This window comes from Shewanella sp. GutCb, assembly GCF_002836135.1.
GTDB lineage: Bacteria > Pseudomonadota > Gammaproteobacteria > Enterobacterales > Shewanellaceae > Shewanella.
The window spans coordinates 297,656-311,229 of record NZ_PJBL01000001.1 but is presented as its reverse complement, the minus strand read 5'-3'; the positions used below and the strand labels follow the sequence as shown (position 1 = coordinate 311,229).

Sequence of the window (13,574 nt, the reverse complement as noted above, 5' to 3'; positions counted from 1 at the left end):
GCGCTTAAAAGCGCCGTCATAATTAGGATTCAGTACTAATCGACCGGTTCTAACGTATCTAAAGGCCATCTTGGTTGACCTTTAACGCTTAAATCATCTGTTTGCCCCGCCTTTAAACGCTGTAAGCCCGCATAAGCTATCATCGCGCCGTTATCGGTACAAAACTCATCACGAGGGTAATACACTTTGCCGCCCAGATTTTTCATCATCTCGGCCAGTGAAGCACGCAAGCGCGTATTGGCGCTGACACCGCCAGCAATCACTAAACGTTGATAACCCGTTTGCTTTAATGCACGCTTACATTTAATCGCTAGCGTGTCGACAACCGCTTCTTCAAAGGCACAAGCGATATTAGCGCGTGTTTGGTCATCTTTTGGCTCTGCAGCTATCGTATTGGCTGCGAATGTTTTAAGACCTGAAAAACTAAAGTTAAGCCCAGGTTTATCCGTCATCGGCCTTGGGAAGCGATAACTCTTTTCAATACCCTTAGCCGCGAGTTTCGCCAACCGGGGTCCGCCGGGATAATCAAGCCCCAACAATTTGGCGGTTTTGTCGAATGCTTCACCTGCAGCGTCATCAACCGACTCACCGAGTACCTCGTAGCGACCAATGCCTTCAACACCTACCAACATTGAGTGCCCACCAGACACCAATAATGCCAGAAATGGGAACGCTGGCACGTCATCTTCTAACATTGGCGCTAATAGGTGTCCCTCCATGTGATGCACCCCAATAGCAGGTTTATCCCATGAGAAAGCTAATGCACGACCAACGCATGCACCTACCAGCAACGCGCCAATAAGTCCTGGGCCCTTGGTATAAGCAATACCATCGAGATCTTCAATTGTCATATCGGCATCGGCTAATGCTTGACGAATTAAAGGTACGATTTTACGAACATGGTCCCGAGACGCCAACTCAGGCACTACGCCACCGTAGTCCGCATGCAACTTTACCTGACTATAAAGGGCATGTGAAAGTAGCCCTTTTTTATCATCATAAACTGCGATTCCTGTTTCATCACAAGATGTCTCTATTCCTAAAACCCGCATTATCTCTCATCTTTACTGCATATAATTACCGCCAATTCTACCTGCTGTGCTTTAATTACTCCAGAGTCCGATAGCGTTCTAAGCGCATTATTACCAAATAGACATAATCCCGATCGTTATAAGGGGTTTACAAAAGGTGTCTAGTCGTTATAGAATTCCGCACCATTTTTAAATTATCTGAGTCAATTAATTGTCTCAATGCAACCGACACCTAAGGGGTGATGGCTAATGCCAATTATTAAAGTACGTGAAAACGAACCATTCGACGTAGCTCTTCGTCGTTTCAAGCGCTCTTGTGAAAAAGCTGGTATCTTAGCTGACGTTCGTGCTCGTGAGTTCTACGAGAAGCCAACGACTGCACGTAAACGTGCTAAAGCCGCTGCTATCAAGCGTCTTGCTAAGAAGCTTTCTCGCGAAAACGCACGTCGCGTACGTTTATATTAATCTCATTATGAGCCTAATCGATCAGCTAAAAGAGCAGATGAAAGACGCCATGCGTGCCAAAGAAAAGGTACGCTTGGGGACTATTCGTATGGCACTAGCCGCCGTCAAACAAATTGAAGTGGATACCCGCGAATCTTTGGATGACGACCAAGCTATAGCGGTCTTAACCAAAATGGTAAAACAGCGTCGCGATTCTATTGCTCAATATACAGCAGCAGGCCGTGACGAATTAGCGCAAAAAGAAGCAGAAGAAATTCAAGTGCTTGAACACTTCTTGCCTCAGCCTCTTACTGAAGAGGAAATTCTTGCGTTAGTTGATGCTAGCATCTTAGAGATGGGCGCATCCTCCATGGCGGACATGGGTAAAGTAATGGGATCGCTAAAACCGAAAGTAATGGGTAGAGCAGACATGGCGGCAATTGGCGCTATGATCCGTGCAAAACTCAAGTAGTTTTAGTTTTAGTGATGAATGAGCCGTGCTTTTGCGCGGCTTGTTTGTTTTCGATTTTCTCTATTTAAACTTCACGAAATTAAAGGCGGCATTTAACAATACTAATGGCGATACCTCGTGATTTTATCAATGAGCTAGTAGCTCGCATCGACATTGTCGACTTAATAGACCCTAAAGTACCCCTAAAAAAGGCGGGTAAAAATCACTCTGCCTGTTGTCCTTTTCATAGCGAAAAATCTCCCTCTTTCACCGTTAGTAGAGACAAGCAGTTTTATCATTGTTTTGGCTGCGGCGCACACGGAAATGTTATTGATTTTGTCATGGAATATGACCGACTCGACTTCGTGGATGCAATTGAAGAACTCGCCGGACAGTTAGGACTTGAAGTTCCACAGGAACAAGGTACCGGTAAGCCTCGCGATCAAGAGTTAAGTCGCGATTTATACCAACTGATGGAGGAGTCGAGTTTATTCTTCCAAAGTCAGCTAAGACAACACAGTGACAAACAAAAAGTGCTTGATTATTTATCACATCGAGGGCTTTCAAAAGACGTAGTAGAACACTTTAACATTGGCTTTGCCCCAGATGGTTGGGATGGTTTGTTAAGCCGCTATCGTCAAAATCAAGATTCACAGAACAAACTGCTTACTGCTGGTATGGTCATTGAAAATGACAGTGGTAAGCGATATGACCGATTCCGCGACCGATTAATGTTCCCAATCAGGGATAGACGTGGACGAGTCATTGGCTTTGGTGGCCGAGTTTTGGGAGAAGGTACGCCAAAGTACTTGAATTCTCCAGAAACGCCCATATTTCATAAGGGCAATGAGCTCTATGGATTGTATGAACTAAAGCAACGCCATCGAGACCCGCAACAAGTACTCATTGTTGAAGGCTATATGGACGTCGTAGCACTTGCGCAATTTGACGTTGATTATGCCGTAGCCTCATTAGGCACCTCGACCACCGCTGAACAATTTCAGCTGTTGCTGCGTAGCGCAAAAGAAGTTATCTGTTGTTACGACGGCGATAAAGCAGGCAAAGAAGCCGCTTGGCGTGCGCTAGAAACCGCTTTACCACTGTTAAAACCGGGTAATCAGGTTCGCTTCATGTTCCTGCCTGAAGGCGAAGACCCTGACACTCTCGTCAGGCAGATTGGTAAAGATAAGTTCGAAGAAAGTATTGGCCACGCCATGGCATTGCCAGAGTTTCTATTTGATAATTTGGCGAAAAAATTTGGCAAAGAAGACAAAAGTGTATTGGCAAAAAATGCCATTAAACTGATCGAAAAAGTGCAAGACACAGTATTACAAAGTCTATTGCTTGAAGATTTAGCACACAAGCTAAGAATGAACGGTGCTGACGAGCTTAAACGAAAATTTAACTTTTCGACTAAGTCGGCCGATAAACCTAAACAGCACAAAGCGTTGAAAGGACGTGGCACCCCGATGCGATTAGCCATTGCATTGTTGGTACAACATCCACGCTTAGGTGAGAAATTGCCTCAGCAACCAGCGCTAAAACATATACAGATGGCAGGTATTGACTTACTGACCCTTGTATTAGATTTAACTCGCGGCAAAGTAATGAGCAGCGCACAACTACTTGAACAGTTCAGGGGCGATGATAAATTCAGTACCCTAAAAAAACTGACCCAATGGGACCATCAAGTGGCGGACGAAAACTTGCTCCGAGAGTTAAAAGAAACACTCGTGTGGCTAAATAACCAGTATATTGAGCAACGTTATCAAGAGCTGAGTTTAAAACAGAACCACACGAAAGAAGAACGGTTGCAGCTTAAAAAGCTAATCGCAGTGATCCAAAAGCAAGCTTAAAGGCAATTTTTGCACCAAAAGTAAGCACTTGGACTAGCACAGCGAAGCACCGAAGGCTATAATTAACGACTTACGTGGCTGTTTTTTGCCCGTCGTTTTAACTGTTTCCCAACTTGGATGATATCTATGGATCATACTCCGCAGTCGCAACTTAAATTGTTGCTTGCCAAAGGTAAAGAGCAAGGTTATTTAACCTATGCAGAAGTCAACGATCACCTACCTGCTGACATGGTCGATGCCGACCAGATCGAAGATATTATCCAGATGATCAATGATATGGGTATTCGAGTCTATGAACAGGCTCCGGATGCTGATGATATCATGATGTCTGAAGACAGCACCGATGATGATGCTGCCGAAGAAGCTGCTGCCGCACTGGCTACAGTAGAAGCTGAATTAGGTCGTACTACCGATCCTGTCCGCATGTATATGCGTGAAATGGGTACCGTTGAACTACTGACCCGTGAAGGCGAGATTGTCATCGCTAAGCGTATTGAAGAAGGGATCAACACGGTTCAAGCTTCAGTCGCCGAATATCCGCAAGCAATTGCGATGATCCTTGAGCAATTCGATCGTTATGAAGCGGAAGAAGTTAGATTATCTGACATCATATCTGGTTTTATCGACCCAAATGCTGAAGATGTTGCTCCAGCAGCAACTCACGTCGGTTCTGTTCTGTCTGAAGCTGAATTAGAAAATGCTGATGATAAAGACGATGAAGATGAAGAAGAGGAAGGTCCAAAAGGTCCCGATCCTGAAGAAGCAAAAGAAAAATTCACAACGCTTCGCCTAGCTCACGAAAGAGCATTAGAAATCATCGCTGTAAAAGGTCGTGGTCACCCAGAGTCGACTGTCGCACTATTTGAAATTGGCGAAATTTTTAAAGAATTCCGTTTGATGCCTAAGCAGTTTGACCGCTTAGTAAAAAGCATGCGCGCAATGATGGATAAAGTCCGTGTTCAAGAACGTTTGATCATGAAGCTTTGTGTTGAACAAGCTAAAATGCCAAAGAAAAATTTCGTTAAGGCTTATACCAGCAACGAAAGCAGCATTGAGTGGTTCAACCTAGAATTAGCATCAGGAAAATCACATGTTGAAGGCCTAAAAGTCGTCGCATTTGACGTACAGCGTTGTCGTGCAAAGCTTGACGCAATTGAGAAAGAAACTGGCCTAGCTATCGGTGCGATTAAAGACATCAACCGTCGTATGTCAATCGGTGAAGCGAAAGCTCGTCGCGCTAAGAAAGAGATGGTTGAAGCCAACCTACGTCTCGTAATTTCTATCGCTAAGAAATACACCAACCGTGGTCTACAGTTCTTGGATCTTATTCAAGAAGGTAATATCGGTTTGATGAAAGCGGTTGATAAGTTTGAATACCGCCGTGGTTATAAGTTCTCAACTTATGCAACATGGTGGATCCGTCAGGCAATTACTCGTTCAATTGCTGACCAAGCTAGAACTATCCGTATTCCAGTACATATGATTGAGACGATCAACAAGCTAAACCGTATCTCTCGTCAAATGCTACAAGAGATGGGTCGTGAACCTTCTCCAGAAGAGCTTGCTGAGCGCATGTTAATGCCTGAAGACAAGATCCGTAAGGTACTTAAGATCGCTAAAGAGCCTATCTCCATGGAAACACCTATTGGTGATGATGAAGATTCGCACTTAGGTGACTTTATCGAGGATACCACCCTCGAGTTGCCGTTGGACTCTGCGACAGGCGAAAGCTTACGTAATGCAACACACGAAGTACTTGCAGGCCTAACGGCTCGTGAAGCTAAAGTACTGCGTATGCGTTTCGGTATCGACATGAACACTGACCACACGTTAGAAGAAGTGGGCAAGCAGTTCGATGTAACCCGTGAGCGTATTCGTCAGATTGAAGCGAAAGCGCTACGTAAGTTGCGTCACCCTTCTCGTTCAGAGATTTTGAAGTCATTCCTAGACGAATAGTCTCAAGGATAAGAGGCGAATAGTCTTACACTAAAGACTAATCATCTTAAGATAGATTCTACCTCTGTTTAAAAAGCTGCCTATGGGCAGCTTTTTTTGTATAAATTCAACTAAGCTGGCTTGAGATTGATTAACAGATAAGCAGTTGAATCGATAGACGTGCATTATGCGTAAAACTCAGGTGACAATCGCTTTTAAACCTCGTATACTTTCCTCGCTTTCGATAGTGACGACTATCTTAAGTCGGCCCCTTAGCTCAGTTGGTTAGAGCATACGACTCATAATCGTCAGGTCCTGTGTTCGAGTCACAGAGGGGCCACCAATTAAAACGAAAAAGCCTACCTTGTGTAGGCTTTTTTGTGTCTGAAATTCAATACCGGCTACAGTCCTTATTTTTGAATTTAGGGTCCATCGCGCCGATATTACACATTATGCCTAAACAATTTCAAAGCATGTCGAGAAGTGATAGCGTTCAGGTCGCTAATGGCATCGGCATTAACGACATTTCCACCGTCCGTAGTACTCTTCATTAAATAGCTGGACTCGTTATTCGAATTCAATATTTGTGCTAAATTTAAGATCCATGACCCAAAGCCAAATAGAGCTCATTTCACCGTTATAAACTCACGTAGTTCAAGTTATGCAGGCTAAACAACCTTGATAGGCCGTTCAAACGTTTTTCTGCCCTAAGCTTCAAGTCAATAACCCCAGAGCCAGCTTTCACTTATGTCATCATTATCGATTCAGACAACTCTCCTCTCCCTAAGAGCAACCACCACATAACCCCTACTATTTATAGGTTATTATATATAGGATTTAGGTTAGATTTCTTAATGACATTGCTCACAGAACAGGGGGAAATATAATGTGATTAGTTATATTTGCAGTAACATTATTTACGAAGATAATGTTTGCTGATTATTGACTCCATCTTTGTGCTAGCAGTATCAGTTTAATCTATCAAAGTTTGGCTGATCCAATTTTTCAATGTGTTGCCGGAAACATCAATATGAGCAAAGCATGGGACAGTGACGCTGTGGCTTAAGTACCGTAAAACAAACATTGATCATTAAACATGGGCTTGATAAGTCAATCATTGCACTCTAGCATAGTTCGAAACAACATGGTCACAGCTTGACAGCTGAAGAGTCAGCGTCAATATTTCTACATGATTCTATTATTTGTTGCCATGATTTGTTCAGCACGCAAGCTAACGACGGCAAACACCAACTGATTATAAATAATGAGGCAACACCCAATGAACACATTTAAGAAAGTACTACTCGCTTCAACTTTTGGTGCAGTAGCACTTACAGGTATGGCTCATGCAAGTGATCTAACATGCAAAGTATCCGATGGTGACAATATCACTATGAAGAATATCAATATTCTGCGTTCTAACGAGTCGATAGTTAAGATTGATGGTAGCTACAAGTCACCTGTACTAAGCGACATCTATAGAATCGATGGAGTAGATGGTAAAGACATTAGCGAAACGCCTACTTATCTATTATACAGTCAGTATCCGGTAGCTGACCACGCGTTACGCGCAACAGTACAAGTCTACGGCGAAGACGCTGTAACAGGCCTTTGTACTGTGACTGAAGAAATGTAAGCAATAGATTCAAATTGCCGCATGCGGCAGCATGGTTTGTTGTTGTACTATTGACGGACAAGGCATCGATATTCACTTGATGCTTTGCTGTTCAATAAAAAATTAATGGTGAAATGCCTTTCTACAAATACTTATATACTCAAACAACCTCGAAATACAGGGTCCAACATAACGAGACGTGTCTGAGTTCAAGGTCGTTAATTGCGCCTGCATTATCGACATATCCATCGCCCATGATGTCTTCATGGAAATGCAGTACTCGTCATTATTGGCTCCGGCATCCTCGGTAACGTCTCCGGCTTTGCTCAATCTCCTGAATCTGACTTCTATGCCATCGTAATTCAATGTTGATGTTCATGAATTTGGAATGCAAAACAATGTGACTTATCACCTTGCCCTTCAAATGTTGATGTAGAAGCCTGCGTGAATAGCGCCGAAAAATGAAGTTGGGTTCAAGCATTAAGTCATCAGTACGCTCACCGGCATCAAAATAGCATAAGCTAAAAAATGGGCTACTGTGTGCTCAGCTTCAAAACCTATACTTTGATGCCATTCATATAGGCGTGATCTGCTATCGCTAACATGGCCAGATCTTCGTGAGTATCTCCGTAGGCAAAAACCTCAACATAATCACTTAACGTGAACTGGCTTTGCACCTTAGTTACTTTCATATCACAGCTACAATCACCTGACACATAAAACCCGGTGTAGGTCCCCTCTTTAACAGACATTTCGCTACAAATTAGTGTTATTCCCATTGATTCACACCAGGGTCGTAAATAGAGATCTAACGAGGCTGAAACCAACACCACTTGAGCACCATCCGCTTGGTGCTGTTTTAGCGCTGCTAGCATCTCAGGACGGATTGATTGTGGGATAACATTGAGTGCGTACTGCTTACCAAGAGCAGATATAACTGTTTTATCTCGACCAACAAAAGCACAGTAGCTGACTAAAGGCCTTAGCTTTCTCGCTGGGATAACCCGCAGCCTATAAAGAACATATAACGGGGAAAGGAAAACAGAACCAAGTACCAAGCGTACGGGGCTTGCTGAATAAAGGATAAAACGAGTGTACATGTCATGATGGGTTAGCGTGCCATCAAAATCAAATAGCGCGAGTTTCAAACTGTACTCCTCTAATTCAATTATCCGTGTAGTAAGGTAACTCTATAATCTATACCCAGTTTAACAGCAGTCCCAAAATTAAGGATTAATAAAAACGATAATAAAAAGGGACTGCAATTGCAGTCCCTTTAAAGGTCACACTGGTTGTACTATGACTCAGTGACAACTTTGCGTTTTTGGTGCGCTAAAATCAGTCCTATTAAGCAAATTACACCTACTGCAAGCCCCGCTGGCTGGCTCATCGATTGAGGTAAGCCTAAGCCAATCCCTGCTGTCATAATGTAAGACACAGTAATGCTGGTTCCCACAATAGCAGGCAAGCTCACAATCCAGTGGAACGTTCCGCGGTCAAACAAATACTTAGTCGCTAACCAAAGCACACTGGTAGACAACAACATATTTGAGAATGCGAAGTAACGCCAAATCAATGAGAAATCAATTTTAGTCATGAAATAAGCAATCACTAAGATAGGAATGGCTAAAAGTAAACGGTTACGCATACTTTGCGGGATCTTAAATGCATCAGTAATGGTTAAACGTAATGACCTGAATGCCGTATCGCCCGAAGTGATAGGGAATATTGCAACCGCAATAATCGCCATAATCCCCCCCGCAGCGCCGAGATAAGTTGTAGCAACTTGATTTACAACAAGACCAGGACCACCTATATCGAGAATACTCTTAAGTTCAATATAGCCACCTGGGAACGCTGCAATACCCGCTAGAGCCCAAACGCAAGCCACAATACCTTCAGACATCATCGCGCCATAATAAACTGGGCGAACATACTTCTCATTGGTTAAACAGCGCGCCATGATTGGGGCTTGGGTTGAGTGAAAACCACTAATTGCACCACAAGTGATCGTCACAAATAGCAGCGGCCACACTGGCAAACCGTCTGGGTTCGGCTCTAACAAATCGTTGTTATAATGGCTGTGGTCAAAATAGGCAAAAATATCACCAACTTCGGGAAGCTGTGGCGCACTAATTAACAGTGCAACAGCAATAGAGACAGTCATAACAATCATCAATAAGCCAAAGATTGGATAAAGCTTAGTAATAATTTTATCGATAGGCAGCATAGTCGCTAAGAAGTAATAACCTAAAATTGCTAATACCCAAAAAGTATTATTGGCAAAAATAGTGCCTTCAAAGTATTCCAAGTTACTTAACAGACCCGCTGGGCTCATGATAAACACAACCCCAACGAAGAATAACAACATCGCGGTAAAAACGAGCATCACACCTTTGAAATAGATATTAAAATAGTGTCCCGCTATTTCAGGAAGGCTTTTACCGTCTTCTTTAATGCTTAAAACGCCGGAGAAGTAGTCATGCACTGCACCGCCTATGATATTTCCCAGCACGATCCATACCAGCGCTATAGGTCCATACAATGCACCTAAGATAGGACCAAATATCGGTCCAACACCTGCAACATTCAAGAATTGAATTAAGTAAGCTTTTACTGGGTGTACTTTTACATAGTCAACGCCATCTTCAAAACGAGCTTGAGGCGTTTGAGCTTTAGGGTCAATCCCAGCTTGCCGCTCTACGAAAGGGCTGTAGAACTTGTAAGCGAGCACTAACAGCGCAATACAAATAAAGAAAATAAGCATTTTATATTAATCCATTTTTGTAGGGTAATTATTGTTATCCAAGTGTCAATCACATCCATAGTGCGGTCAAGTAACAATGTGTTATACCAAAGTAGGGCTTGCGGTCATGACTAATTTAGTTAGGAGCTATTTTACTTTTTACCCTTGCTTAATAGAGGGGGGAAGTAAATAGATATTAACGCCGTTGATAAGCGGTTAAATCAATACGCCTTTATTAACTGCATTTAAATTTAAAGAGCAATAAAAAAGTGCCAATGCTTACAGGCAAAGGCCAGCATTAAAATAGGTGTATTGATTTATCATATGCAGTGGGTATTGAACAAGCCGTTACATAACCTTGCGACTCTATCGCTCAAAATTGCGATATTAAGTCAGGCGAAAGTGATTTATTTACGACTTATTCACAGAAAATACAGCTCAACATTACGCTACCCATTCCTACGCTGTTCAAAATAGGATAGCTTTAGAGCACTAATCAAAATGAGAATTTGTAGGCACATGAAACAAAAGAGTATATTAGTAAAGAGCTACTTTGCAAAAATCGAAACCGATAAGCGTGAAGAGATGTGGGCCGCTAAACCCAAAACCTCACAGTGGGAATACTCAAACTGTAAAATCGATTCCGAAAGGCTCAATAACGATCTGCAACAAGCGATTGAAACCTTAAATGAGCAAGGTTATCGCGTTATGCAAATCACTACGATAACCTCAGGTAATTATCATTTTAGTGATCACTTAAGTGATCCCCATCTGCTTGGCAATGGCGTCACAACCGAAGGCGGTTATGGTTATGGGTTTTCCTATACCGACAGCTTAGTTATTTTGGCTGAACAAACACAGCAACAACCAGTAATGGAAACAGAGTCAGTAATCGATCAAATAACACTATCTGACGCGGTTATTATTGTCGATTAATAACCGTCTATACCCTGTGGCGTCAGACATTGTGGAATAATATCTCTAGCGTTAAGGTGATGATCACCTGATTAATACGTTCAGACTCTGCATTTTCTTTACTCCAGTTATATTCTGGCGTCACTGAAAAAAATAACCAATCTCGGGCAAAATTTTGTCTGTAAGTTAAACCGATATTTGCATCCTTAATGTAGTAATGGGGCTCATCGACACTGTGTATCGCCGCTTGATAACTAATAGCCTGCTTGCTGCTGATATATTGATAAAGCTGAAAACTCGATCCTAACTCCCAACCATTGCCACGAGATTCATATTGAGCTGCAGCACTCCAGCGAGCCAAGAAAGTTTCATTAAATGAATGTTCAATATCGAGGTCACTGGATTCACCTGTGACCTTCTTGTCTTGATATAGCTTTTGAGTAAATCGAGTAATGGTGCTTTCTGATAATGGATAAGTATAGCGCCATCGAGCCTCAACTTTAGGGTTAAAGTTGGCCTGAATATTAAAACTGCTGCGCCCTTTGGCATACCAATCATAGCGGAGGCCTACTTCCGTTTCTCTTTCTGCACTAGGTCCTTTAGAGGGGGCAAACGGATCATCTTCATCCGACGTTTCCAATACCAATTTGAGACGTTTATTAACACCGGGTAAATTTAAACGTGCACTGATATTGGCTCGATAACTAAAGTCTTCTTTCTCATAAAAAGAGAAATCATTGAACCAACGAATAATGGTGCCAGCTCTGGCATCATCTGCAACTCTGTCATCGACAAAAAAAGTGTCGAACCAAATAGCGGGTTGGCAAAACTTAGTATTGAGGTAATCAAAAGCACGGTCAATCGCGTGATCAGTTTGAGATAGGCTAAAACAGGGATCAGTGGGTTCTTCATTAGCAATATTGTCAGTAACAGGTGAGCTCTGTTTTGCGTCAGTTATACTCTTAGCTTTTATTTGTGCTTCATGTTCAACCAATACTTTGTCAGCCGCAAAGGCGGGAATGAGTAACAGTAGACTCACAATAGATAGACAGAAGATTGATTTAAGCTTCAATGACAAAAACCACACTCAACGATGCACTCAACAAAAAATACTTGTCGCAATAGTAACACTGCCTACAACTTGGCTACACTTTTTTAACGATTTGTTATTGTGCCTACTTAACGGATGATGAACAGGTTAAAGCGCATAGACCTTCCCCCCAAAAAAACGTATTTCCAGAGGTTGTTCATCCGTACATTTCGGCGTTTAAAAAGCGAAAAAAAGCAGGAGTAAAATAATTTTCCTGCTTGGAAGGGAGTCCGAGCTGCTAACGGTATTGACTCGATATAGCTAACGAGTCAATACCGCTGCGGCAAAATACTTAATAATTAATATTTAGCCTGCAACGTTAACCAAAGCTTGTCGGTATCATTTGAGAAGCTATAACCTTCGTCTGCGCCACTAAAACTGGCATATTTAACACCTACACTATAGTGCTTTGCAAACGGATAAGTCGCGGCTACGCCCCACTCTTTACCCATATCAATATCGCCAAAATCTGAATCAAATTTGTGATATTTAGCCAATAGTTTTAATCCAGCGACTTTAGCCGTCAGAATCACATGAGCATCAACCAGACCATTGTTCCAGTTACCTTTACCACCGAATAGAAACTTATCAGTCCAACCGTTAAATGCATGCAGAGTCGCCAGAGGAGTGATGAAACCCGCCTTGCCGTCGTCAGAACCAAGAACTTCGTAGCCTGCTTTAAAACCAAAGCTAGCTAAATTAATCCCCGCACCTAACTTATAGTAAGACGCACTATAACTAACAGGATTGTCACCCGCTTCAGATTGCTGTGCAAACTCAGCTTCATAACTCAATTTAAGCGCATCTAATTTCACATCACCCGTGGCGCGAATACCATAAGTATCGCTAGAGAATGCAGCAACATCTTGGTTATCAATTAAGTAGCCATAACCGGTGATGTTTGCAAAATCCAAGCCTGAGTAGTTAATGTTAACAAGGTTGGTTTCGTTCTCATGCTCTTCTTTACCTGAGCCTTCAGGGAAAATTCGATTAACAGTAGCAACATAGGCGTAGTAAGCCGTTAGCCCTTCTATTACCGTATTCTTTACCGAAAATGCATCATATGTTTGCTCATTTTGACGGAAACCCACACCACCAACAAAACGTTGATTATCAAGTAGAATACGTTGACGACCAAACTTAGCCAGTGTTTCAGCTGGACCTCTATAACCAATAAACCCCTGATTAATCTGAGTGTAGGCATAGTCGGCGATAAGTGGCTCATTATCCGTAGAGCGAACATCATCAATTTCAGCTACGGCAAACAGCTTATAGATATCGCCTGTTTGATAGTTTAATCGAGTACGTAAAGTGGTTTGATTTTCTTGGTCAACGTTCGCAACATCAACATCTTCAAATCGAAGACGGAATTGAACTTTAACTTTTGAGTCATCAATAAAAGCTTTCTTTAGTGGATCAACTGTGTCGGCAGTGGCGGCGGTAGAGGCTAAACTTGCAAGTACGGCTAACGTTAGGGCATGGACTTTCATT

The 13,574-nt window shown here is 42.5% G+C and carries 11 protein-coding genes and 1 tRNA gene; 7 read left to right on the top strand and 5 right to left on the bottom strand.

Features of this window, described 5'->3' with window-relative positions:
* Nucleotides 1-35: 35 nt before the first annotated feature.
* Nucleotides 36-1,052 carry a tRNA (adenosine(37)-N6)-threonylcarbamoyltransferase complex transferase subunit TsaD gene (gene tsaD, locus CXF86_RS01375; protein ID WP_101092983.1) on the bottom strand — a complete coding sequence of 339 codons (1,017 nt, stop codon included), beginning with the start codon at nucleotides 1,050-1,052 and terminating at the stop codon, nucleotides 36-38.
* Between the two features lie 228 nt (nucleotides 1,053-1,280).
* Here tsaD and rpsU point away from each other — a divergent pair, with 228 nt between their 5' ends.
* The 6 genes from rpsU to CXF86_RS01345 all read left to right on the top strand — a co-directional run bounded on the left by rpsU (nucleotide 1,281) and on the right by CXF86_RS01345 (nucleotide 7,353).
* On the top strand, nucleotides 1,281-1,496 hold the full coding sequence (gene rpsU, locus CXF86_RS01370) for a 30S ribosomal protein S21 (RefSeq protein WP_020911290.1): 216 nt from the start codon (nucleotides 1,281-1,283) through the stop codon (nucleotides 1,494-1,496).
* Between the two features lie 7 nt (nucleotides 1,497-1,503).
* Nucleotides 1,504-1,947, top strand: a complete 444-nt coding sequence (locus tag CXF86_RS01365) for a GatB/YqeY domain-containing protein (RefSeq protein WP_101092985.1) — start codon at nucleotides 1,504-1,506, stop codon at nucleotides 1,945-1,947.
* A gap of 104 nt (nucleotides 1,948-2,051) precedes the next feature.
* Nucleotides 2,052-3,782, top strand: a complete 1,731-nt coding sequence (dnaG, locus tag CXF86_RS01360; RefSeq protein WP_101092987.1) for a DNA primase — start codon at nucleotides 2,052-2,054, stop codon at nucleotides 3,780-3,782.
* A 126-nt stretch (nucleotides 3,783-3,908) separates the two neighbouring features.
* Nucleotides 3,909-5,738 (top strand): RNA polymerase sigma factor RpoD, encoded by a 1,830-nt coding sequence (gene rpoD, locus CXF86_RS01355; RefSeq protein WP_180960981.1) that lies wholly within the window; start codon nucleotides 3,909-3,911, stop codon nucleotides 5,736-5,738.
* Nucleotides 5,739-5,983: 245 nt separating this feature from the next.
* A tRNA-Ile gene (locus CXF86_RS01350) sits at nucleotides 5,984-6,060 on the top strand.
* Nucleotides 6,061-6,996: 936 nt separating this feature from the next.
* A complete protein-coding gene (locus tag CXF86_RS01345; RefSeq protein ID WP_101092991.1) occupies nucleotides 6,997-7,353 on the top strand; it encodes a hypothetical protein in 357 nt (118 codons plus the stop codon).
* Nucleotides 7,354-7,889: 536 nt separating this feature from the next.
* Here CXF86_RS01345 and CXF86_RS01340 read toward each other — a convergent pair.
* On the bottom strand, nucleotides 7,890-8,480 hold the full coding sequence (locus CXF86_RS01340) for an HAD-IB family hydrolase (RefSeq protein WP_102038155.1): 591 nt from the start codon (nucleotides 8,478-8,480) through the stop codon (nucleotides 7,890-7,892).
* 149 nt (nucleotides 8,481-8,629) lie between these two features.
* Nucleotides 8,630-10,099, bottom strand: coding sequence for a carbon starvation CstA family protein (locus CXF86_RS01335; RefSeq protein ID WP_101092995.1), 1,470 nt, complete (start codon nucleotides 10,097-10,099; stop codon nucleotides 8,630-8,632).
* A gap of 498 nt (nucleotides 10,100-10,597) precedes the next feature.
* On the opposite strand from CXF86_RS01335, the gene CXF86_RS01330 reads away from it, so the two are divergent.
* Nucleotides 10,598-11,014, top strand: coding sequence for a hypothetical protein (locus CXF86_RS01330; protein WP_232775143.1), 417 nt, complete (start codon nucleotides 10,598-10,600; stop codon nucleotides 11,012-11,014).
* A 22-nt stretch (nucleotides 11,015-11,036) separates the two neighbouring features.
* On the opposite strand, the gene CXF86_RS01325 is transcribed toward CXF86_RS01330, so the two are convergent.
* Nucleotides 11,037-12,065 carry a hypothetical protein gene (locus CXF86_RS01325; protein WP_308303107.1) on the bottom strand — a complete coding sequence of 343 codons (1,029 nt, stop codon included), beginning with the start codon at nucleotides 12,063-12,065 and terminating at the stop codon, nucleotides 11,037-11,039.
* A gap of 317 nt (nucleotides 12,066-12,382) precedes the next feature.
* Nucleotides 12,383-13,573, bottom strand: coding sequence for an alginate export family protein (locus CXF86_RS01320; RefSeq protein WP_101092997.1), 1,191 nt, complete (start codon nucleotides 13,571-13,573; stop codon nucleotides 12,383-12,385).
* Between the last annotated feature and the right edge of the window lies 1 nt (nucleotide 13,574).